The organism is Halobacterium sp. DL1 (assembly GCA_000230955.3).
Taxonomy (GTDB): Archaea; Halobacteriota; Halobacteria; order Halobacteriales; family Halobacteriaceae; genus Halobacterium.
Window position 1 is genome coordinate 996,422 of sequence record CP007060.1, and the last position, 21,632, is coordinate 1,018,053.

General features: G+C 68.9%; 24 protein-coding genes. 16 read left to right on the forward strand and 8 right to left on the reverse strand.

From position 1 onward, the window contains the following. Positions 1-131: 131 nt before the first annotated feature. Positions 132-2,015 carry a molecular chaperone DnaK gene (dnaK, locus tag HALDL1_06600; GenBank protein ID AHG03302.1) on the reverse strand — a complete coding sequence of 628 codons (1,884 nt, stop codon included), beginning with the start codon at positions 2,013-2,015 and terminating at the stop codon, positions 132-134. Positions 2,016-2,185: 170 nt separating this feature from the next. Further along, on the reverse strand, positions 2,186-2,779 hold the full coding sequence (locus HALDL1_06605; protein AHG03303.1) for a molecular chaperone GrpE: 594 nt from the start codon (positions 2,777-2,779) through the stop codon (positions 2,186-2,188). An 89-nt stretch (positions 2,780-2,868) separates the two neighbouring features. On the opposite strand from HALDL1_06605, the gene HALDL1_06610 reads away from it, so the two are divergent. Both HALDL1_06610 and HALDL1_06615 read left to right on the forward strand, forming a co-directional pair. Then, a complete protein-coding gene (locus HALDL1_06610; protein AHG03304.1) occupies positions 2,869-3,045 on the forward strand; it encodes a hypothetical protein in 177 nt (58 codons plus the stop codon). 26 nt (positions 3,046-3,071) lie between these two features. Next, complete coding sequence (locus tag HALDL1_06615; GenBank protein AHG03305.1) at positions 3,072-4,424, forward strand: helicase; 1,353 nt, start codon at positions 3,072-3,074, stop codon at positions 4,422-4,424. Here the strand turns inward: HALDL1_06615 and HALDL1_06620 are convergent. Further along, a complete protein-coding gene (locus HALDL1_06620; protein ID AHG03306.1) occupies positions 4,421-4,768 on the reverse strand; it encodes a hypothetical protein in 348 nt (115 codons plus the stop codon). The genes HALDL1_06615 and HALDL1_06620 overlap by 4 nt on opposite strands. Before the next feature lie 70 nt (positions 4,769-4,838). On the opposite strand from HALDL1_06620, the gene HALDL1_06625 reads away from it, so the two are divergent. The 3 genes from HALDL1_06625 to HALDL1_06635 all read left to right on the forward strand — a co-directional run bounded on the left by HALDL1_06625 (position 4,839) and on the right by HALDL1_06635 (position 7,397). Further along, positions 4,839-6,341 (forward strand): hypothetical protein, encoded by a 1,503-nt coding sequence (locus HALDL1_06625; protein ID AHG03307.1) that lies wholly within the window; start codon positions 4,839-4,841, stop codon positions 6,339-6,341. Positions 6,342-6,402: 61 nt separating this feature from the next. Then, a complete protein-coding gene (locus tag HALDL1_06630) occupies positions 6,403-7,029 on the forward strand; it encodes a hypothetical protein (GenBank protein AHG03308.1) in 627 nt (208 codons plus the stop codon). Beyond that, complete coding sequence (locus HALDL1_06635; protein AHG03309.1) at positions 7,026-7,397, forward strand: hypothetical protein; 372 nt, start codon at positions 7,026-7,028, stop codon at positions 7,395-7,397. The genes HALDL1_06630 and HALDL1_06635 overlap by 4 nt, the downstream gene beginning before the upstream one ends. 3 nt (positions 7,398-7,400) lie before the next feature. On the opposite strand, the gene HALDL1_06640 is transcribed toward HALDL1_06635, so the two are convergent. After that, positions 7,401-7,904 (reverse strand): hypothetical protein, encoded by a 504-nt coding sequence (locus HALDL1_06640; GenBank protein ID AHG03310.1) that lies wholly within the window; start codon positions 7,902-7,904, stop codon positions 7,401-7,403. Beyond that, positions 7,901-8,812 carry an SAM-dependent methyltransferase gene (locus HALDL1_06645; protein ID AHG03311.1) on the reverse strand — a complete coding sequence of 304 codons (912 nt, stop codon included), beginning with the start codon at positions 8,810-8,812 and terminating at the stop codon, positions 7,901-7,903. The genes HALDL1_06640 and HALDL1_06645 overlap by 4 nt, the downstream gene beginning before the upstream one ends. 105 nt (positions 8,813-8,917) lie before the next feature. Here HALDL1_06645 and HALDL1_06650 point away from each other — a divergent pair, with 105 nt between their 5' ends. The 6 genes from HALDL1_06650 to HALDL1_06675 all read left to right on the forward strand — a co-directional run bounded on the left by HALDL1_06650 (position 8,918) and on the right by HALDL1_06675 (position 13,815). After that, the gene (locus HALDL1_06650; GenBank protein ID AHG03312.1) at positions 8,918-9,664 is read left to right on the forward strand and encodes a 3-isopropylmalate dehydratase; all 747 of its coding nucleotides are present in this window, start codon (positions 8,918-8,920) and stop codon (positions 9,662-9,664) included. Between the two features lie 213 nt (positions 9,665-9,877). Continuing rightward, on the forward strand, positions 9,878-10,999 hold the full coding sequence (locus HALDL1_06655) for an aspartate aminotransferase (protein AHG03313.1): 1,122 nt from the start codon (positions 9,878-9,880) through the stop codon (positions 10,997-10,999). Positions 11,000-11,145: 146 nt separating this feature from the next. Continuing rightward, positions 11,146-11,997 (forward strand): ubiquinone biosynthesis protein UbiA, encoded by an 852-nt coding sequence (locus HALDL1_06660; GenBank protein AHG03314.1) that lies wholly within the window; start codon positions 11,146-11,148, stop codon positions 11,995-11,997. Positions 11,998-12,141: 144 nt separating this feature from the next. Next, entirely contained in the window at positions 12,142-12,420 is a 279-nt protein-coding gene (locus HALDL1_06665; GenBank protein AHG05212.1) for a hypothetical protein, read from the forward strand. Between the two features lie 38 nt (positions 12,421-12,458). Continuing rightward, positions 12,459-13,232, forward strand: coding sequence for a MerR family transcriptional regulator (locus HALDL1_06670; GenBank protein AHG03315.1), 774 nt, complete (start codon positions 12,459-12,461; stop codon positions 13,230-13,232). A 40-nt stretch (positions 13,233-13,272) separates the two neighbouring features. Beyond that, positions 13,273-13,815, forward strand: a complete 543-nt coding sequence (locus HALDL1_06675) for an endoribonuclease (protein AHG03316.1) — start codon at positions 13,273-13,275, stop codon at positions 13,813-13,815. Between the two features lie 5 nt (positions 13,816-13,820). On the opposite strand, the gene ychF is transcribed toward HALDL1_06675, so the two are convergent. Beyond that, positions 13,821-15,002 (reverse strand): translation-associated GTPase, encoded by a 1,182-nt coding sequence (gene ychF, locus HALDL1_06680; protein AHG03317.1) that lies wholly within the window; start codon positions 15,000-15,002, stop codon positions 13,821-13,823. A gap of 105 nt (positions 15,003-15,107) precedes the next feature. Between ychF and HALDL1_06685 the strand changes: the two genes are divergently transcribed. Beyond that, positions 15,108-16,232 carry an inosine monophosphate dehydrogenase gene (locus tag HALDL1_06685; GenBank protein ID AHG03318.1) on the forward strand — a complete coding sequence of 375 codons (1,125 nt, stop codon included), beginning with the start codon at positions 15,108-15,110 and terminating at the stop codon, positions 16,230-16,232. 12 nt (positions 16,233-16,244) lie between these two features. Here the strand turns inward: HALDL1_06685 and HALDL1_06690 are convergent, their stop codons facing one another. Both HALDL1_06690 and HALDL1_06695 read right to left on the reverse strand, forming a co-directional pair. After that, on the reverse strand, positions 16,245-16,535 hold the full coding sequence (locus tag HALDL1_06690) for a hypothetical protein (GenBank protein ID AHG05213.1): 291 nt from the start codon (positions 16,533-16,535) through the stop codon (positions 16,245-16,247). Between the two features lie 30 nt (positions 16,536-16,565). Continuing rightward, a complete protein-coding gene (locus HALDL1_06695) occupies positions 16,566-17,411 on the reverse strand; it encodes an acyltransferase (GenBank protein ID AHG03319.1) in 846 nt (281 codons plus the stop codon). A 115-nt stretch (positions 17,412-17,526) separates the two neighbouring features. On the opposite strand from HALDL1_06695, the gene HALDL1_06700 reads away from it, so the two are divergent. The 4 genes from HALDL1_06700 (at position 17,527) to HALDL1_06715 (ending at position 21,632) form a co-directional block, all read left to right on the forward strand. Next, complete coding sequence (locus HALDL1_06700; protein AHG03320.1) at positions 17,527-17,724, forward strand: hypothetical protein; 198 nt, start codon at positions 17,527-17,529, stop codon at positions 17,722-17,724. Between the two features lie 51 nt (positions 17,725-17,775). Further along, positions 17,776-17,913 carry a hypothetical protein gene (locus HALDL1_06705; GenBank protein ID AHG03321.1) on the forward strand — a complete coding sequence of 46 codons (138 nt, stop codon included), beginning with the start codon at positions 17,776-17,778 and terminating at the stop codon, positions 17,911-17,913. Between the two features lie 139 nt (positions 17,914-18,052). Beyond that, on the forward strand, positions 18,053-18,454 hold the full coding sequence (locus HALDL1_06710) for a hypothetical protein (GenBank protein AHG05214.1): 402 nt from the start codon (positions 18,053-18,055) through the stop codon (positions 18,452-18,454). 142 nt (positions 18,455-18,596) lie between these two features. Next, positions 18,597-21,632, forward strand: coding sequence for an FAD-dependent oxidoreductase (locus tag HALDL1_06715; protein AHG03322.1), 3,036 nt, complete (start codon positions 18,597-18,599; stop codon positions 21,630-21,632).

Here is a 21,632-nt window from a genome sequence, read left to right on the forward strand (position 1 = left end):
AGAGCGTCACTTGGCCGACTGCTCCGTTACTGCTCGTCATCGTCTAATTCAGAAACCTCGATTCCGCTCGGTTTCTGAAACTACGGAAGACTCGCTACGCTCGCTTTCCGAGCCGACGACTCGTCAGACGCTTACGCGTCTTCCTCGTCGTCGACGTCCTCGAAGTCGGCGTCGACGAAGTCCTCGGGGTCGGCGCCCTCGCCGGGGCCGCCGCCCATGCCGCCCGCGCCGGCCGCGCCCGCACCGCCGGCGCCCGCTGCGCCGGCCTGGGCCTCCTGCTGGTAGGCCTGCTTGCCGATCTCCTGGAGCGACTTGCTGAGGCTCTCGGTCGCGGCCTCCAGCTCTTCGGCGTCGGCGTCCTCGTCGTCGAGGACCTCCTCGACGCTCTCGATCTCCTCGCGGACGTCGGACTCGAGGTCGTCGTCGACCATCTCCTCGTTCTCCTCGAGGAGGTTCTCGGCGCGCTGGACCGCGCTCTCGGCCTCGTTGCGGGCTTCGATACGCTCGCGGCGCTGCTCGTCCTCCTCGGCGTGCTCCTCGGCCTCCTCCTGCATCTGGTCGATCTGGTCGTCGGAGAGGCCGGCGCCGCCCTCGATGGTGATGGATTCGGCGTTGCCCGAGCCCTTGTCCTCGGCCTCGACGTTGACGATGCCGTCGGCGTCGATCTCGAAGGAGACCTCGATCTCGGGGACGCCCGCGGGGGACGGCGGGATGCCTGAGAGGTGGAAGTCACCGAGGAACTCGTTCTCGTCGGCGATCTCGCGCTCGCCCTGGAAGACGCGGATCTGGACGTTCGTCTGGTTGTCCGCGGCGGTCGTGAACACCTTCGAGGCGGTCGTCGGGATGGCGGTGTTCTTCTCGATGAGGCGCTCGAAGAGGCCGCCCTTCACTTCGATACCGAGGCTGAGCGGCGTGACGTCGACGAGCACGATGTCGTCGACCTCGCCGGAGAGCACGCCGCCCTGGACCGCCGCGCCGAGCGCGACGGCCTCGTCGGGGTTGACGTTCTTCTTCGGTTCCTGGCCGACGAGTTCGGTGACCTTCTCCTGGACCTGGGGCATCCGCGTGGAGCCGCCGACGAGGATGACCTCGTCGATGTCGCCCTTCGAGAAGCCGGAGTCTTCGAGGGCCTGCTCCGTCGGGCCGACGGTGCGCTCGATGAGGTCCTCGGTGAGGTTCTCGAACGTGGCGCGCGTGAGGTCCTGCTCGAGGTGGACCGGGCCGGAGTCCGTCGCCGTGACGAACGGGAGGTTGATGGTCGTCTCCTTGCGTGATGAGAGTTCGATCTTCGCCTCTTCCGCGGCGTCTTTCAGGCGCTGGAGGGCCTGGCGGTCCTCGCGGAGGTCGATGCCGTGGTTGTTCTCGAACTCCTCGGCGAGGTGGTCGATGATGGCCTCGTCCCAGTCGTCGCCGCCGAGGTCGTTGTCGCCGTTCGTGGCGACGACCTCGTAGACGCCCCCGCCCAGGTCGAGGATGGAGACGTCGAACGTACCGCCCCCGAGGTCGTAGACGAGGACGGTCTGGTCGGACTCGTCGTCGAGGCCGTACGCCATCGACGCGGCGGTCGGCTCGTTGATGATGCGCTCGACCTCGAAGCCGGCGATCTCGCCGGCGTCCTTCGTGGCCTGACGCTGTCGGTCGTTGAAGTACGCAGGAACGGTAATGACGGCCTTCTCGACGTCGTGGCCGAGATACTCCTCGGCGTCACGCTTGATCTTCTGGAGGATCATCGCCGAGAGCTGCTCGGGCGTGTACTCCTCGCCGTCGAGTTCGACCGTGTAGTTCTCCTCGCCCATGTGCCGCTTGATGGACGCGATGGTCTCGTCGGGGTTCTGGACCGCCTGGTTCTTCGCGGGTTTGCCGATGAGGCGCTCGCCGTCGTCGAACGCGACGACCGACGGTGTCGTTCGGTCTCCCTCTCCGTTGACGATGATCTCGGGGTCGCCGCCCTCCATCACCGCGAACGCGCTGTTCGTGGTGCCAAGGTCGATGCCCAGAATCTTCTCGCTTGCCATGTTACCCGGATGTAAGCCGCGTTTTCCCTTTAAACCTTGCTAGTGATACCGACTACCACGACTGCGCTACGCGCCTTCATCGTGCGGTTTCCGGGATATCTCGCCGACCTAGCCGGCGGATTTATGATGAACCAGTGGGCCATCGCACCGCCGTCCTGCGGTCGCCGCTACTACTTGCCGCTACTCCCGTCGCTCACCGTGACCTGCGCCGTTCGGAGCACCTTCCCGCCCATCTCGTAGCCCGACCGGTAGAGCTCTGCGACTGTTCCCTCGGGTTCGTCGGAATCGACCCGCATCATCACCTCGTGGCGCTGCGCGTCCACGTCCGCACCCGGGTCCGGCGCTATCTCCTCGACGCCCTCCGAGTCGAGCACGCGGTCGAACTCGTTGCGCGTCAGTTCGACGCCCTCGCGGAGTCCGTCCGCGTCGCCGCTGTCCTCGTCGAGCGCCCGGTCGAGGTTGTCCCGCACGTCGAGCATGCGCTCGACGAGGTCCTCGGTGGCGCGCTCGCGAATCTCGTCCTGCCGGCGCTTCGCGCGCTGCTTGTAGTTCTGGAAGTCCGCCTGCTTGCTCTGGAGGCGCTCGGTAAGGTCCTCGACCTCCGCCTCGGCGTCCGCCAGCTCGCCCTCCAGTTGGGCCACCTCGTCGCCGAGGTCCGCGTCGTGCTCGCGGACGCGGGCTGCCAGCGTCTCCGACTCCGCTCCCCGGTCCACGTCCTCGTCGGCGTCCGCCTCCCCGGCGGCCTGCTCCGCGTCGTTGCTCATACTGGGGGAAACGGGCGCGCGGATTTACGGATTTCGGGACGCGCGCGACGGCCAGAACAACTATCGGTCGGAACTGCGTCCGTGGCCGCGTGGCAGACGAATTCGAACTCAAGCAGACCGGCGTCGTCTCCGGCCTCGTCATCGGGCTGGGCGTCGCCGCCGCCATGTTCGTCGCCGCGGACAGCGTCGCGCTCGCACTCGCCGTCGGTCTCGGCATGGGTGCGGTGTTCGCCGTCGCGCTGAGTTCCGGCCAGTCCGACGACTAATTACGCCCCGTTACGTACGGTCGGCCGTGACGGTCCGTCTCGCGTTCGAGGACGGGACGCTCCGCGTCGAGAGCGACGGCCAAGACTTCCCGGACCTCGAAGCCCTCCCAGGGGTCGAGTACGACGAGCGCACGGAGACCGGTCGCGCACCAGCCCACCGCTACGCCGACGTCGTCGACTACCTCGACCACCGGGACATCCCCTTCGAGGACGACGCGCTCGCCGCGGACCCGCTCGACGTCGCGTCGGCCTACGAACTCCGGGACTACCAGCGCGACGCGCTCGACGCCTGGGAGGCAAACGACCGCCGGGGCGTGCTCGAACTCCCCACCGGTTCCGGGAAGACGGTTATCGGGCTGAAGGCCATCGAAGCCGTGGGACAGAGCGCGCTCGTCGTCGTCCCGACCATCGACCTGCTCGTCCAGTGGAAGCGCGAACTCGCCCGGGAGTTCGACTGCGACATCGGCCAGTTGGGCGGCGGCGAGCAGACTGTGGGCCCGGTGACGGTCGCGACGTACGACTCCGCGTACCTCCGCGCGGACGACCTGGGTGACCGGTTCGCGCTCGTCGTCTTCGACGAGGTCCACCACCTCGGCGGCGAGGGGTTCCGCGACATCGCCCGGATGCTGGTCGCGCCCGCCCGGATGGGCCTCACCGCGACGTTCGAGCGCCCGGACAACGCCCACGTCGTCATCGCGGACCTCGTCGGCGACGCCGTCTACCGCATCTCCGCGGACGACCTGGCAGGCGAGCACCTCGCGGCGTACGACGTCAAGCGCATCGAGGTGCCGCTCACCGACGCGGAGCGCGAGCGCTACGAGGACGCCCAGGGCACGTTCACGAACTACCTCCAGCAGTCGAGCGTGCAGTTGCGCTCGGGCAGCGACTACCAGGAACTCGTCAAGCGCTCGGGCACCGACCCCCGGGCGCGGGAGGCGCTACTCGCCAAGCAGCGCGCCCGCCGCATCGTCCGGGAGAGCGACGCCAAGGTCGCGGAACTGCAGAAGATTCTCGACCGCCACCGTCGGGACAGGGTCATCGTGTTCACGGCGTCGACAGACCTCGTCTACCGTCTCTCCGAGCGGTTCCTGCTGCCGGCAGTCACCCACGAGACGGGCGCCCCCGAACGCCGTGAGATTCTCGAGAAGTTCCGGGACGGGACGTACTCGCGGGTCGTGACCGCGAACGTCCTCGACGAGGGCGTCGACGTGCCGGACGCGAACGTCGCGGTGGTGTTCGCGGGCAGCGGGAGCGAGCGGGAGTTCACGCAGCGACTCGGGCGCGTGCTGCGGCCGAAAGACGACGGTGGCCGGGCACTGTTGTACGAACTGGTGAGCGCGGACACCGCAGAAGAGCGCGTCGCCGACCGCCGTCGTTAGTCCTCCTCGATGCTCACGCTCGGGTTGAAGTTCTCGATCTCCGAGAACTGGACGTCGTAGGTGATGTTGATTATCGTCGAGGAGTGGGCGTCGAGGGACACCTGTCGCACCTTCGTCGACGCCTCGCCGTTCAGGTCGCTGTTGATGTACACGGTGCCCGAAGCCTCCCGGCTGCTGGGGTTCGAGACGGTAACCACGTAGACGAGCGAGCCGTCCTCGCCCTCCTCGAAGTTCGAGTCCGCTACCTCGAGGACGTTCTCGTCGCGACCCCGGCGCAGACAGCCCGCGACCGCGAGGGTGACGCCGGCGGCCGCCGCGCGTCCGAGCAGAGTCCGCCGCTTCATACCCTCCGGTTCCGGCGTGTCGGCAAGTATCTTCTGCATCCTTTTGTGGGCGGCGAGCGTAGCCGGCGCCGTGCTCACGAAGGACCTCCTCCGCGTGTCCCGCGCGGGCGGCGGCTATCAGCCCCAGTTCGCCGGGGCCGACAGCGAGGCGCTCGCCGCCAGCGTCCTCGGGACGTTTCAGGGACACGTCGGGGAGGAGCGGGGCGTCCTGCGCGACGCGCTCGCGGACCTCGAGGCAGACGCCGAGGACTTCAAACTCGTGCGCGGCCTCGCCCACCTCGTCGAGCGCGACGCCACGTTCGCCGTCGAAGCCCCCCTCGACCCCGAGAGCGCGCGCCGCGCCGCCTTCACCGCAGCGGAGGACGTCGGGGTCGTCACCGCCGACGAACGGGAGGCCGCGCTCGCCGCCGCCGCGGAGCGCTTCCCGGGCGACCCGACGCCCGACGCCCTCGCCGAGTCGCTGTACGCCGACCGGGAAACTCGCGAGGTCCTCGTCGAAGTCGCGCCGCGCTGGTCGCCCGCCGAACTGGTCGCCCAGTACAACCTCTCGCTCGCCCAGACGGCGCTGTTCGACGCGACGGAGGTCCGCGTCGAGTCGACGGACCCGCGCTCGCTCGTCTCGGCGGTCAAACGCCTGGGGCTGCTGTACGAGGTCATTCCCACGGACGAGGGGCGAAAAGTCGTTCTGACAGGGCCGGACGCGCTGTTCCACAACACCCGGCGGTACGGCACCAGGTTCGCTCGCGTGCTCCGGGCGGTCGCGACCGCCGACGAGTGGCGCCTGGAGGCGACCATCGACGACCGCGGGACGGAGCGCCTGCTGGTGCTCACCGGCGAGGACGTCTCGGTCCCGGACGCCGACCCCGTCGCCGAGGTGTCCTTCGACAGCGACGTCGAGCGGGAGTTCGCGACGCGCTTCGACTCGCTGGACCTCGACTGGACGCTCGTCCGCGAACCCGACGTACTCGCGGCGGGTGACCGCCTGATGGTGCCCGACTTCGCCTTCGAGTACGACTACGGCGACGCCCGCGTCTACTTCGAGATCATGGGGTTCTGGACGCCGGAGTACGTCGAGAAGAAGCTCGCCCAGTTGGAGGATACCGACGAGACGCTGCTGGTCGCCGTCGACGCGAGCCTCGGCGTCGGCGAGGAGATCGCGGCCCGCGACCACCGCGTCGTCGAGTACACCGGGTCCGTGCGAGTCAAGGACGTCGTGGACGCGCTCCGGGAACTGGAAGCCGACCTCGTGGCCGCGAACGCCGCGGACCTCCCCGACGAACTCGTCCCCGACGCCGACGTCGTGACGCTCGGGGACCTCGCCGCTACCCACGGCGTCAGCGAGGACGCGGTCGAGGCGAAGTCGTTCCCGGCGCACGAGCGCGTCGGCCGGACGCTCGTTCGGCCCGCGGTGCTCGACGCCGTCGCCGCCGAACTGGAGGTGGGGCTCTCCCGCGCCGAAGCCGAAACCACCCTTGACGACTCTGGCATCGAGGACGCCAGTGCCGCGCTCTCCCGTCTCGGTTACCGCGTCGAGTGGGAGGGGCTAGGTGGTGGGACGCTCCACGAAAAATAATCTATAGAGGTTATATCTAGAAACATAACTTCTAAGTGTTATACTGTCGTCGGTGAGTGTGATGCCGACTCGCTACGTCGTCCTCGGCGACGTCGTCGGTTCCCGGCGCATCGAGGACCGCGGCGCGTTCGGGAACCGACTCGTCGACGCCTGTGCGGCAGTCACCGAAGACCACGCCGACGCGTTCGACGCGCCGCTGGAACCCCTGAAGGGCGTCGACGAAGTCGGCGGGGTGCTCGTCGACCCGGCGCCCCTGTACGACATTATCGACGACCTGCGCGAACGCCTCCACCCCCAGGAACTCCGGGTCTCCGTCGCCGCGGGGGCTGTCGACGTCGGCCTCGACACCGGCGAGGTTTCCCGAATGGACGGGCCGGCGTTCCACCGCGCCGACGAACTCCTGGCCGACCTCGGAACGTCGCCGCTGCGCGTCGCGTTCGACTTCGACCAGGCACCCCTCGACGGCGCGCTCGCCGACGAGGTGAACCTCCTCTTCCTCCTGAAGGCGCGGTGGACGGACCGACAGCGCCGCGTCGTCGACGCCTACCGGGACGCCGACTCGCAGGCCGCAGCGGCCGACAGCCTCGGCGTCTCCCAGTCAGCGGTCTCGCAGGCGCTCTCCCGCGCGTCGTGGCCGGCCATCCGGGAGATTGAAACCAGATTGCAACGAACGTTCCGCGCAGTATGAGCGCGCTCCCGTTCGCCGCCACGGCTGAACACCTCGTCATCGCCGCTGCGGGCTACGCCGTACTGCTCGCCACCAGCGGCTTCGTCGTCACGCGCGCGCTGGGGCTGGTGCCCTCGGAGGACGACGTGCCGACCGGCCGCGAACGGGACGTCGGCGTGCTCATCGGGAAGTGCGAGAACGTCCTCACGCTCACGTTCGTCCTCGCCGGCGCGTTCACGGCGCTCGCCGTCGTGTTCGCCGCGAAAGGCATCGTCCGCAAGGACGACATCGAGAAGAACAGCCTCTTCTACCTCGCCGGGACGCTCGTCAACCTCACCTACTCCGTGCTCGTCGGCGTCGCCGTAACCGTCGCTATCGCGGCGCTCTGAAGCCTAGAGGTCCCGCTGTTTGCCCTTCGGCACCATCGACTTCAGTTCGCCGTGCGTGAACAGGCCGACGCCGATGGGTTCGACGCCGCCCGCGAGTTCGTGGGCGACGACGAGGTAGCCCCAGTCGCCGTCCCACTCGAGTTCGAGGTCCTCGCCCGCAGCGAAGCGCTTCGCGCGCTCGTCGTCGAGTTCGAGGACGTTCTTCGTGGCCGCGCGGCCGAAGCGCTGGACGGCGTCCGTCGTCGGCTTCCAGTGCTCCTGGCGCGTGCGCAGCAATTTCAGGCCGAGCGCCTCGATGGGAACCGGCCCCTCGAGGTCGTAGGGGAGGCCCCAGACCTTCCCTTTGCCCTTCTCCCAGAGCGTGTACCCCTCGAACGTGTCCTCGGGGACGCCGAAGCGCTGCACCCACCAGTCCACGACCGCCTGCCGGGTGGGCCGCCCCTCGACCTCGCGGTCGGCGCCGGACTCGGGCAGTCGGTCGAAGCGCCGGCCGTTGTTGTCTCTCACGCCGTCACCTCCAGTTTCGCGGCGAAGAACCCGCCCGTGTCGTTGAGGTGGGGGTAGTAGCGCCGCGTCTTCGTCAGCGACTCGTCGTAGGCCTCGTCGTCCCACTCGGTGAGTCCGGGCGCAGACGTCAGGCCGGTGTCGAAGTCGACGAGTCGGCAGTCCGCCGCGTCGAGGACGGCGTCGACGACGGCCTCGTTCTCCTCGGGGGCGAACGTGCACGTCGAGTAGACCACGCTGCCGCCCTCGCGGGTGAGTTCGACGGCGCGCTCGAGGATGTCCGACTGGAGTCGGCCGAGGTTCCGGCTGGCCGACGCGCCCGCGCTCTCAAGGGCGTCGGGGTTCTTCCGAATCGTCCCCTCGCAGGTGCAGGGGGCGTCCACGAGCGCGGCGTCGAAGGCGTCCACGTTCGGGAACGCGTCGAGAGTCGTACGGCGGGCGTCCCCGTTCGTCACCGCCGCCGACGTGACGCCGAGGCGGTCGCAGTTCCCCCGGAGTGCGGAGAGCCGTCCGAGGTTGTCGTCGTTCGCGACCACCAGCCCCCGATCGTCTATCTCGGCGGCGAGCTGCGCGGTCTTGCCGCCGGGCGCCGCACACGAGTCCCAGACCACGTCGCCGGGCTGGGGGTCGAGCACGGCGGGCGGGACCGAGGAGACCTCCTCCTGGCCGTGCATCCAGCCGTGGACGTACGGCCACGTGTTGCCGGGCTTGTCGGTGTCCAATTCGAGGACGCCCCGGTGCCAGTCGCGGCGCTCCACGCCGACCCCCTCGTCGTCGAGGGCCTCGACCACGCGGTCGGTCGTCGCCTTGATCGGGTTCACGCGGACCGTCGTCGGCAGCGGGCGCTCGCAGGCGTCGAGGAACGCGTCGAAGTCGTCGATGATCGGCTCGTACCGCGAGAGCGCGTCCATTGCACCCCGGTAGGCCCGAGGGCGGTTTGTGGCTTGCGCTCCAGACGCCCACCCGCTCGCCCCGTCTGCCCCGGCTTTATGCTACGGCCGTGCCAACGCTCGACCATGGCTCAAGTCCGCGTCAAGTCCGAACTGGACCTCGACTCCCCGACGCTCGTGGAGGGCCTCCCCGGAATCGGCCTCGTCGGCAAGATCGCCACCGACCACCTCGTCGACACCCTCGACATGACCTACGTCGCCAGCGTCGACTGCGCGAGCATCCCGCAGGTCACCATCTACGACGAGGGCGCCCGCCACGTCCTCCCGCCCGTCCGCATCTACGCGAACGAGTCCGAGGACGTCCTTGCGCTCCAGAGCGATGTCCCCATCTCCCGGGGCGGCGGCGACGAGTTCGCGGAGTGCATCACGGCGTGGCTGCAGGACAACGACGTCACGCCGCTGTACCTCAGCGGCCTCCCCCAGGCCGACTACGAACCCGGGGACGTCCCCGAGGTCTTCGGCATCGGCACCGGCGACGCCGTCGCGCGTCTCGACGATCTGGACGTCGGCCGGCCCCCCGAACGCGGCATCGTCGGCGGGCCCACGGGCGCCCTCATCAACCGCGCCGGCGAGTACGGCCTCGACGCCATCGGCCTTGTCGTCGACTCCGACCCCCAGTTCCCCGACCCCGCCGCCGCCAAACACCTCATCCAGGACGCCATCGAACCGCTCTCCGGCGTCGACGTCTCCACCGAGGACCTGGTCGAGCACGCCGAGGACATCCGCGACCAGAAAGAGCAGTTCGCCCAACGCATGCAGGAGGCCAACGAGGAGGAGTCGACGCAAGCACAGCCGATGCGGATGTTCCAATAGTACCTTTTTACTCGTCGGGTGCGCGCCGAGCGCGCACCGCTCCTCGCAAAAAGCTACGCTAAAAACTTCCCGCGCTCCCTCCGGTCGCGCGGCGAACCGCGACCCTTCCGGGGTCTTCGACCCGCTCGGGTCGCGGATGCTCGACCGCTGGTTGGTCGTTCTGCTCGACCCGGTTCGCCAAGAGTTATCAGGACCCGCGTTGCCCGTTGAGGTATGTCAGAGTTCTCGGCGCGGGTAGAGCAGGTATCCATCAGCGGCATCCGGGAAGTGTTCGAGGCGGCGGGTGAGGACGCCATCAACCTCGGTCTGGGACAGCCGGACTTCCCGACACCAGAGCACGCGCGACAGGCGGCCGTGGACGCCATCGAGTCCGGGAAAGCCGACGGCTACACGTCGAACCGCGGGACGCCCGAACTCGTCGACGCTATCGTCGAGAAGCACGCGCGCGACCAGGGGGTCGACGTGGCTCCAGAGGGCGTCATCGCCACTGCGGGAGGGAGCGAGGCGCTCCACATCGCGCTCGAAGCCCACGTCGACCCCGGTGAGGAGGTGCTGTTCCCGGACCCCGGCTTCGTCTCCTACGACGCGCTCACCCGCATCGCTGGCGGCGAACCAGTGGGGCTCCCGCTGCGCGACGACCTGACTCTCGACCCGGCCACCGTGGAGGAGCGCATCACCGACGACACGGCGGCGTTCATCGTCAACAGCCCGTCGAATCCGACCGGCGCGGTGCAGACGCCCAACGACATGCGGGAGTTCGCGCGCATCGCCGACGAACACGACGTGCTCTGCATCAGCGACGAGGTGTACGAGCACATCGTTTTCGAGGGCGAGCACCGCTCCCCGATCGAGTTCGCGGAGACCGACAACGTGGTCGTCGTCAACGCCTGCTCGAAGACGTACTCGATGACCGGGTGGCGACTGGGCTGGATCGCCGCCAGCGAGCGCCGCGCGGAGCGGATGCTGCGCGTCCACCAGTACGCCCAGGCCTGTGCCAGCGCGCCGGCCCAGTACGCAGCGGAGGCCGCGCTCTCGGGCCCGCAGGGCGTCGTCGACGAGATGGTCGCGTCGTTCCAGGAGCGCCGCGACGTGCTCCTCGACGGCCTCGAGGAGATGGGCCTGGAGGTACCGACGCCCCACGGTGCGTTCTATGCGATGCCAAAGGTCCCCGACGGCTGGGTGGACGAGGTGCTCGACCGCGGCGTCGTCGTCGTCCCCGGCAGTGCGTTCGGCGACGAGGGCGAGGGGTACGTCCGCATCTCCTACGCGACGGACATGGCCGAAATCCGGGACGCACTCGACGCGATGCGCGAAGCGACGGCGGCTGTGACGTAGCCCGGCGGCGGGTCAGATTCGTCGACGACCTCGAGTGTAGACGACGCCCGTTCGACTGTCTCCCCTGTTTTCTCTGCTCGGCGACCGGCGAGAAAGACCGTACCCGGCCCTGACAGTTATCCGGTCGCCAGCCCAACGGTACGTGTATGCACCTCGCACGGCACAGCGGGGGGTGGCGCGGCGACGCTGCCGCGCTCGCTTCCCAGGTTCACCCCGTGTTCATGCTCCCACCGCTCGCGGCGTCGGGGTTCGGCGCGGTGCTCGCCGGCGAGTTCACCCTCGACGTCGCGGCCGTCCACCTCGCCGCGATGTTCTTCGCAGTGTACACCGCGCACGTCAAGGACGGACTGGTGGACTTCCACGTCCGCGGGGAGGACGACGACCACCCGCTCACGGAGCGGGGCTGTCTCACCGCCATCCGCGGCGCCAGCGCGGCCTTCTTCGCGTGCGCGGCGGCGCTGTGGTGGGCCGTCGGCGCGGGCGCACTCCTACTCGTCCTGCCGCCTTGGCTCATCGCCTACCACCACGCCCCGCAACTAGATACGAACCCAGTCACGACGACGACGGGCTACCCGCTGGGCATCGCGTTCTCGCTGCTCGGGGGCTACTACGTCCAGACAGGGGCGCTCGGAGTGCGACCACTCGCGTTCGCCGCCGTCCTGCTCGTCCTGCTGGCCGGCGTAAAGGTCGTCGACGACTCCCAGGACTACGACTACGACCGCTCCATCGGGAAACACACCGTCGCCGTCGTGCTCGGCGAACAGGGCGCCCGCCGGGTCGCGTTCGCGCTGATGGGCGCCGCGATGGTCGGCGTCGTCGCGTTCGTCGCGTTCGCCGTCTTCCCGCCGAGCGCCGTCGCCGCCGTCGCCGCATTCGGCGCCGTCGCCGCGTTCGCCGCCCGCGCCGACCCGGAGATAGCCACCATGCTGCTCGTTCGGGGCTGCTACGTCTTCCTCGCGGTGCTCGTCGCCGCGGTCTGGTTCCAGCCGCTCGCCTGAGATTTAAGTGCGGTCGGGAGTCTGTCTGCGCATGAACGGCTGGCAGTCCTCGGCGGCAGCGTCGTCGCCGCGACGGCCGTCACGCTCGCAATCGTCGGTGCCGGAACGCCGGAGCGCGTCGCGGTCGCACTCCTGATAGCGGGCGTGCTGACGGGCGCGGCGAGTCGGTCGTTCCAGTCCGAGTTCCTCGACGCGTTCGCCGCCGGCACCCTCGGGTTCGCGGTCGCGGTCACCGTCGTCTCCTTCGGGTTCGGCGGGGTCGGCGCGGCCAACGACATCTACGGCTCGCGCTACAACTTCGGTGTGCTGCTCTACCTCGCTGCAGTCGCGTTCTCGCCCGTGCCGGGGCTCTGTGCCGCCCTCGGTGGGGGCGTCGGCGCGCGCCTCCGGTACGCGGTGCGTGACCACGCGGACGGCGCGTAGACGGTGCGCTCAAGGGAGTGTAGTGCCACGCTCCCGCCATGACCGACTGGCTGGAGGACGACGCCCTCGCCGACCAGTACGAGGACTCGTCGAATCTCGCCGCCCGGCAGGTGGTACACGCCCGCTTCTCGACGGCCGAGCAGTCCCGCCACGAGTGGCTGTTCGACCAGTTCGACCTCCCCGCCGATGCGGACGTGCTCTCACTCGGCGCCGGCCAGGGCGTCCTCTGGGCGACCAACGCCGACCGCATCCCCGCTGGCTGGGACGTCACCGTCACCGACGCCTTCCAGGGGATGGTGTTCGACGCGATGGAGACCCTGGAGGAGGTCGACCGCGAGTTCCACTTCGACGTCGTGGACGCCTGCGATATTCCCTACCCCGAGGACTCCTTCGACGCCGTCACCGCCAACCACGTCCTCTCCCACCTCGACGACGCCGACCGGGAGACCGCGCTCGCCGAGACCCGGCGCGTCTTGCGACCTGGCGGCGTCTGTTACGCGTCGACGAACGGCGAAGCGAATCTCCGGGAACTGTTCGGCGTCGCCGGCGAGTTCGGGGAGCTGCCGGACACGCTGGCGTTCTCCCTGGAGAACGGCGGCGACCAGTTTCGAGGGGCGTTCGACGACGTGGAACTGCGTCGCTTCGACGACGAACTCAGGGTCACTGCCCCCGAACCACTGGTCGCCTACGCGCTCTCGCTACCGGGGTACGAACCGTCGGACGCTCACGAACTGGGCCGCGCGTTCCGCGAGCGCGTCGGCGACGACGCGATGCGCGTGACTAGGGACGTCGGCGTCTTCGTGGCGCGCTGACCGTCGAAGGCTTTTCCGGCTCTCGTCGGGAATCTCTCCTATGCGCAAGACTCTGCTCGGCCCCGGTGCCGGCACCGTCGACTCCGCGGAACTCGACCACGCCGTCCACTCCGTCGGCGTCGCGACCGAGCACGACGGGTACACGCGCGTCTGCCTCTCCGGGGTCGCCTCCCGGGAGTCTGGTTTCGAGGCGCAGGTCCGCGACGTCCTCGACTTCGTGGGGCGCGTGCTCTCGGACGTCGGCGGCACGTTCGACGACGTGGTGACGATGCGCTGGTACGTGGAGGCCGATAGCCTCGACCGGGCGTCCCAGGGGACCATCCACGAGGTTCGCGCGGAGTTCTTCGAGGCGCCACACTACCCCGCGAGCACGATGGTGGGCGTGGCGAGCGTCCTCGGCGAGACGGCGGTGCTCGAACTGGAGGTGGAAGCGGAGATTCCGGACGAGGACTGGCAGGTCGACGCGTTCGTCGGCGAGGACCGCGAGGAGATGTCCGAGGACGCCGCCAGAGAGATGCTCACGAGCGAGTCGGATGCCGGGAGTGAGCCGGCGCCAGGGGGCGAGCCGGACGCAGACGAGTAGAGCGCCTACTTCGCCGTCGAGACGATCTTCACCACGTCGCCCTCTTCGAGTTCGTAGCTCTCGCCGACCTCCCGGTTCGTCTTCGCGTTCACCGCGTGGAGGTAGCCGTCGCCGATGTCCGAGTGGACGGCGTACGCGAGGTCCACGGGCGTCGACCCGGAGTCGAGGAGGAAGGCGTCCGGCAGGACGGTGCCCGTCCCGTCGGTCCACTTCGACTGGTCCTGGACGGGGAACGCCGTCACCATCCCGAGCAGGTCGTAGACCGCGTAGTCCAGGCCCTGCTGGACGCCGGTGCCGCCGTACTCGGCCATCGTCTCGCGGAGCTCTTCGAGGGTCTCCCGCTGCTCGTCGCTCACGTCGCCCGTGATGTCGAACGTCTCGTCGCCGGGGTCGTAGTCGACCACGCCCGCGTCGGCGCCGCGGCGGAGCGCGAGTTCGCCCTGGGCCGTCGCCGGAATCACGGGCTTGTCGAGGTCCAGCAGTCGCTGGACGTTCTCCTCGGGAGCGAGGTCTATCTTGTTCGCCACGACGACGATGGGTTTCGTGCGCTCGCGGACGCCACGGGCCAGCGCCTCGCGGTTCTCGTCGGTCCACTGCATCGGGTCGTCGGGGTAGTCCACCTCGCGGAGGACGGCCGCAACCTCGTGTTCGCTCGCGCCGAACCCCGTCATCATCTCGGTGACGGCCTCCTCGATGTCGAAGCCCGGTGAGCGGGACTGGCGCTCGACGCTCTCCCAGTTGTCCGCGATGATGCCCGCCAGCCAGAGGTCCATCTCTGTCTCCACGAAGTCGATGTCCTCGACGGGGTCGTGGCTCCCTGGTTCGACGGGTTCGCCCTCGGCGTTCGTCGCGCCCGCCGCGTCCACGACGTTCACGATGACGTCCGCGTTCGTGAGTTCGTCGAGGAACTGGTTGCCGAGGCCGCGGCCCTCGTGAGCTCCCGGCACGAGTCCAGCCACGTCCAGCAGTTCAACGGGAACGTAGCGCTTCCCGTCGTGGCAGTGCTCGTGCCCGCAGCGCTCCTCGCGGGTGAGACACGGGCACTCCGTGCGGGCGTGGGTGACGCCGCGGTTCGCGTCGATCGTGGTGAACGGGTAGTTCGCGATGTCCACCTCCGAGCGAGTCGCCGCGGTGTAGAACGTGGACTTGCCGGCGTTTGGCTTCCCGGCAAGCGCGATAGAGAGCATACCAACCGATAGCGCCACCGCGGAAGAATGGCTTTCGGTTGGCCGACTCCCGCCGACCGAGGGTCGCCAAAAGACGTTTCCAGACGCTGTGTCAACGTCGAGACGATGAACACTGTCGAGCTCACGGCGCGTCTGCTCGCGGGTGTCGGTCTCATCTTGACCAACGGTTTCTTCGTCGCAATCGAGTTCGCGCTGACGCGGGCCAGACAGTTCACGGAGTCGGAGTTCGTCGACGGGAACGCCGCCCTGGAGCGGGCCTGGGAGATGACCCAGAGCCTCGAGATCTACCTGACGACCTGCCAGGTCGGCATCACGGCCTCCAGCATCGCGGTCGGCATCGTCGCGGAGCCCGCGCTGGCCGCGCTGTTCGAACCACTGTTCGCGGAGACGTGGCTCGCGTCGGTCGGCGCCGGCGCGCTCATCGCGTTCCTCGTCATCAACCTCGTCCACCTCACGCACGGCGAGCAGACGCCGACGTACCTCGGCGTTGAGCGCTCGCGAATGGTCTGCAGATACGGCGCGGCCCCGCTCTACTGGTTCAACTGGGCCATCTCGCCCATCATCACGCTCGGCGACTACGTGGCGAAGGGGACGCTGCGGCTGTTCGGCGTCGAGATGACTGGCGCGTGGCTGGAGACCGAGGAGGACGTCATCGAGACGCGCGCCCAGCTCCACAGCCGCGTCGAGGACGTCCTCGAGGAGGGCGAACTCAGCGACGAGCGCCTCGACGAGGTCATCAGCGCGCTGGAGGCCGGCACCACGACCGTCGACGAGGTGATGGTCGACGTCGACGACGTCGTGTTCCTCTCGACGACGGACTCGGTAGCGGAGAACGTGGACCGACTGGAGTCGGCCCAGTACACGCGCTACCCGCTCGTCGGGGAGACGCCCGAGGAGTTCGAGGGCATCGTCTACGTCCCCGCCGTCGTCGAACACCTCGAGGAGCTCCGCGCCGGCGAGCTATCGTTCGCGGACGTCGCCGTGCCGCCGATGACCGTCACCGCGGACGCGACGGTCAGCGACGCCGTCGACCAGTTCCAGGTCGAACACCAGGAGCTCGCGCTGGTGTTCTCGGAGGGGAACGTGGTCGGCCTCCTGACCGCGACGGACGCCTTCGAAGCGGTGATGGGGGAACTGGAGGACCCGCTCGACGACGCGGTCGAAGACGAGGACGTGGAGAGCGGCCGACCGGACGACCGCCGGGGCGACGCCTCGGGAGCCGACGACTGACGGAGACGGCTCTCAGAAGCGGGTGACGCGCCGGACCGCACTGCCGACCGCGCCGACCAGCAGGAAGACGCCGAGGACGACCCACCCGAGGTCGAGGAGGAGGTTCAGCGGCGTGTACCCCCAGCCACTGAGCGCGCCGCCGAGGACGGTGAGCCAGCCGTAGGTGCCCGCGAGCAGCGAGAGGAGGCCGACGGTCGCGACGAGGCTCTCCCGCCACAGCGTCAGTCCCACGCCTAGCGGCGTCTCCGGGGTCGCGGTCGGTGCTACGTCGCCGTGCGCTTCGCTGGAGGGCGAATCGGGCATGCTGTAGACTGAACGGAGAAGGGACTAAAATTATTCGGCGTCGCGGTCGGCGCCGCTGCCGAGGCGCATCTCACCGGTCGCGCGGATGACGCCGTCGACCTCCGCACCCTCGTGAATCTCGACGTCGTGGCCGGAGACGTCGCCGAGGACGACGGCGCCGTCCTCGACGCGGACGTCGCCCTCGCGGGTGGTCACGTCGCCGTGGATCTTCGTGCCGGAGCCGACGACCACCTCGTCCTGGGCGCGCAGGCTCCCGAAGATGTTGTTGTCGCGGCCGACGTCGATGGCGGTCGCGCGGATGTTGCCGTGGAGCCGGCAGTCGTCGCCGATGGTGGCGGGCGTCGAGACGCGCCACGCGTCGTCGGAGACGCTCGCCGAGCGGGGGATGCGCAGCGGGTCGAGGTCGCCGTCGGTGGCGAGTTCGTCGACCAGTTCCTGGGCCTGCTCCTCCTCGCCGAGCCGGAGCAGGTGGGTGAGGTACATCACGAAGAACGTGATCGTCGGCATCGGGTTCCGGATGACGATCCACCCCGAGGCCTCGAACCCCTCCTCGATGTCGACGTCGTCGCCGATGTCGAGGTCGCCGCCGACGACGAGGCGGCCCGTGATGTGGGCGCGCTCGCCGAGGTAGGCGTCCTGACCGGCGAGGACGTTGCCGTCGACCTCGCACCACATGTCGAGTCGACAGTCCGCCTCCGCCTCGATGTCGCCGTCGACTGAGACACGCTCGCCCGCGACGACGTTCCGGCCGCGAACCCCGAGTTCCACCGCGGACTGGCCGCCGACGAGCACGTCGCCGTCGGTGACCAGGTCGTGTTCCTCGACGGTCGTGCCGTCGGGGACGACGAGTTCGTCGATGGGGTTCGTGCCGAGCACACGCGCCCCGAGTTCCCGCACGGCAATAAACCCCGCGAGAACGCAAGCCGGCCGTCAGACGCCGGGCCGCCCGCCGGACGGCGGACTTTTGTCCACCCGCCCGATAGCGTACGCCATGACGACCCTCTCGTTCGAGGACGACGGCGTAGACGTCGTCTACGACGGCACGGAGTTCCACATGGAGAAGGAACTCATCGAGGACGCCACCCAGAAGAACTACCACGACGTCACGGACCACGAGGTGCTCAAACTGGTCGAGAAGAACCCCTCGCTGTCGGGCGAACCCCGCCGCATCGGCGACATCGTCGACTGACGAGAGCCACCTGATGGCAACATTTACGTCGGTCGCCCGGAACGATTCAGTATGAGCGCTGCCCGCGACGAGTTCGACCACCCCTCCTGGTCGACCGCACTCGCCACGTTCCTCAGCTACGGCCTCGTCCTGCTGGCGATGACAGTTCTGCTGTTCCTCGTTCCGTACGGCATCTTCCGGTTCCTGTAACCGCGTCTCTCCCGGTCTCCCTGGTCGGAGGGGATGGACACGCCGAACTGCGTGTCTCAGGGTCGACCCCGGACCAGGCCTGAAAACATATACCACTCCTACAGGTACGGTAGCGTGCATGTCTCGGCAAGCCCTCCAAGTGCTCGTCGTCGCGGCCCTCCTCGCCTTCGCGGGGTGCACGGCTGGCGGCCAGACGGCGACCACGACGACGACCACAGCGACGCCGACGACCTCGCAGACCACTGTTCCGCAGGCGGAGTGCGTCCCGTTCTCGCTGGAGAACGAGGACGACGCGAGTCACAGCGTCCATCTCGTCGTCAGTAACGGGTCCGAAGTGGTCTACGACGACGCCGTCACGATAGCCCCGGGAACCGAACGACAGGTTACGACCCTCACTGGCCAGGGGACGACCTACCAGATCGAGGCCACGATGGACGGCGCTACCTTCGAGCGGAACGTCACCCTGAACCCGGGACTCCTGGAGAGCGGTGTCGCCGTCAACGAGTCCGGGGCGTTCGAGTACGTGTACCTCGTCAACTAGCTCCCGTATCGACTGCCCGCTCTCCCCGCCCGCGGACTCCGGAACTCGACTCCGCTTCGCCGCTTTGCCCCATCGTGACACTATGTTCGCGACCCGTGGTTTGGCAGACATTAACAATCAGGAGCGCGTAGCACAACAGGTTGTGGCCACGGACGACACCGACCTCAGCGACTACGGGGCGTTCCGGGACGCCCGCGGACACGCCCACCCGGACGCGGCGGAGTACGCCGACCTCGCCGCCGAACTCCGAGACACGGTGGACGGCGAAGTGCGATTCGACGAGTACGCCCAGGTGCTGTACGCGACGGACGGCAGCATCTACGGCGCGCGTCCCGCCGGCGTCGTGCTACCGAGGCACGCCGAGGACGTCCAGCGCACTGTCCGCGTCGCCGCCGGGCACGACGTGCCGGTGCTCCCCCGGGGTGCCGGGTCGTCGCTCGCCGGGCAGGCGGTCGGCCCCGGCTGCGTGGTCGTGGACACGAGCAAGTACATGGACAGCATCGTCGACGTGGACCTCGGGTCGCAGCGAGCGACCGTCCAGCCGGGCGTCGTGCAGGACGACCTGGACGCCCACCTTGCCGACCACGGCCTCAAGTTCGCGCCCGACCCGGCCTCCTCGAACCGCGCGACAATCGGCGGCGGCATCGGGAACAACTCCACGGGCGCCCACTCCGTCCGCTACGGCATCACCGACGCCTACGTCGAGGAACTCGACGTGGTGCTCGCCGACGCCTCCAGGCTCCACGCTCGCGAGGTCGTCCTCGACTCGCCGGAGTGGGACGCCATCGTGGAAAAGGAGGACCGAGAGGCCGACATCTACCGCACGGTCCGCCGCCTCGTCGAGGAGAACGAATCGGAGATAGCCGACCGCTACCCCGAACTGAAGCGCTGCGTCTCCGGCTACAACCTCCAGAAGGTCGTCTACGAGACCGACGACGGCGAGCGCGCAATCAACCTCGCGAAACTCCTCGTCGGCGCCGAGGGGACGCTCGGCGTCGTCGTGGAGGCGACACTCGACCTCGTCAGCGTCCCGGACGAGACGGCGGTGGCGCTCTACTGCTTCCCCGACCTCGTGAGCGCGATGGAGGCCGTCCCGGTCGCCCTCGACCACGACCCGAGCGCCGTCGAACTGATGGACGACGAGGTGTTCCGCCTCGCCGCCGACTCCGCGGAGTACGCCGCCTACGCCGAGCCGATACCCGACGACTGCACGGCCGCGCTGATGGTGGAGTTCGACTCGGAGGTCCAGCCAGACCTCCGGGTCGCCGTCGACGCGGCCACCCGCGAGTTCGTCGACGACGGCGCCGCCTTCGACGCGCTGGAGGCCTTCGACTCGGACAGACAGGCCGACCTGTGGAAACTCCGGAAGGCCGCCATCCCGCTGCTGATGAGCCTTGAGGGCGACCCCAAGCCCTACCCGTTCATCGAGGACGCCTCCGTCCCGCCCGCCGAACTCGCAGAGTACGTCCGGGAGTTCCAGGCGGTGCTCGAGGACCACGGCACCTCGGCGGCCTACTTCGCGCACGCCGGGGCCGGGACCCTCCACGTCCGCCCGATTCTGAATCTCAAGGACGGCGAGAGTGTGGAGACGATGCGCGCCATCACCGAGGTCGTCACCGACCTCGTGCTCGACCACGGCGGCGCGTTCTCCGGCGAGCACGGCGACGGCCTCGCGCGCACCGAGTTCAACCCGAAGATGTACGGTCCGGCGCTCTGGGCCGCGTTCAAGGAACTCAAGTCGGCCTTCGACCCGCAGTGGCTGCTGAACCCGGGGAAGGTCGTCTACCGCGACAAAGGCGACGTGGCCGACGCCGAAAGCCTCCGCGAGGGCGAACCGGCGGACGTCCGCGAGCGACTCCGCTACGGCCAAGACTACCAGTCCGTCGAACCGCAGACCGAACTCGACTTCGACGACGACGGCGGGTTCGCTCACCTCGTCGAACTCTGCAACGGCTGCGGGACGTGCCGGCAGACCGACTCGGACGTGATGTGCCCGACGTACCGCGCGTCCCGCGACGAGATGGAGACCACCCGGGGGCGGGCGAACCTCCTGCGGGCCGCCATCTCCGGTGACCTCCCGGAGGACGAACTGTACACCGAGCGGTTCCAGGAGGAGGTGCTGGACCTCTGCGTCGGCTGCAAGGGCTGTGCGAGCGACTGCCCGACGGGCGTCGACCTCGCGAAGTTGAAGGCCGAGGCCAAACACCAGTACCACGAGCGCGAGGGCTCCGGTCTCCGCGAGCGCCTGTTCGCCGACGTCCACCGGCTCTCCGCGTGGGGGAGTCGGTTCGCGCCACTCTCGAACTGGGCGACGGCACTCCCGGGCACGGACTGGGTCGCCGACCGGGCGCTCGGCATCGCGCCGGAGCGCGACCTGCCGACGTTCCAGCGGACGACGTTCACCGACTGGTTCGACGCCCGGGACGTCGGGCCACCGGCCGACCCCGCAGACCGCGTCCTGCTGGTCCCCGACACGTTCACCGAGTACACCCACCCCGAGGTCGGGAAAGCCGCGGTGCGCGTGCTGGAAGCCGCGGACGTCCGCGTCGACGTTGCCGACGCCCGACCGTCCGGACGTCCGGCGTACTCACTGGGCTTCCTGGACCGCGCGAAAGACCGCGCCGGAGCGAACGTCGACGCCCTCGCGCCCACTATCGAGGACGGCTGGACGCCAGTGTTCGTGGAACCGGCAGACGCCGTGATGGTGCAGGACGAGTACAGCGACCTCCTGGACGGAGCGGCTGTCGACACCGTGGCGGGCGCCACCCGGGGCGTCATGGAGTATCTCGACCGCGAGCGCGCGGACGAACGTCTCGACTTCGGGGCGTCCCAGGAGTCCCTGGCCTACCACGGCCACTGCAACCAGAAGGCCATCGGGACGGACCACCACGCGGTGGGCGTGCTGCGACGCGCTGGCTACTCGGTCGACCCAGTAGATTCGACGTGCTGCGGGATGGCCGGGAGCTTCGGCTACGAAGCCGAACATTACGACCTCTCGCAGGCCATCGCCGACGACCTCGTGGAGAAGGTCGGGGCGAGCGACGGCGACACCGTGGTCGCGCCGGGCACGTCCTGTCGGACGCAGTTAGGGGACCGCGGCGACGCGGGTCGACCGCGACACCCCGTCGAGGCGGTTTTGGCGGCGCTGGGAGGACGGAAGAGACCGGAGAGAAGCTGA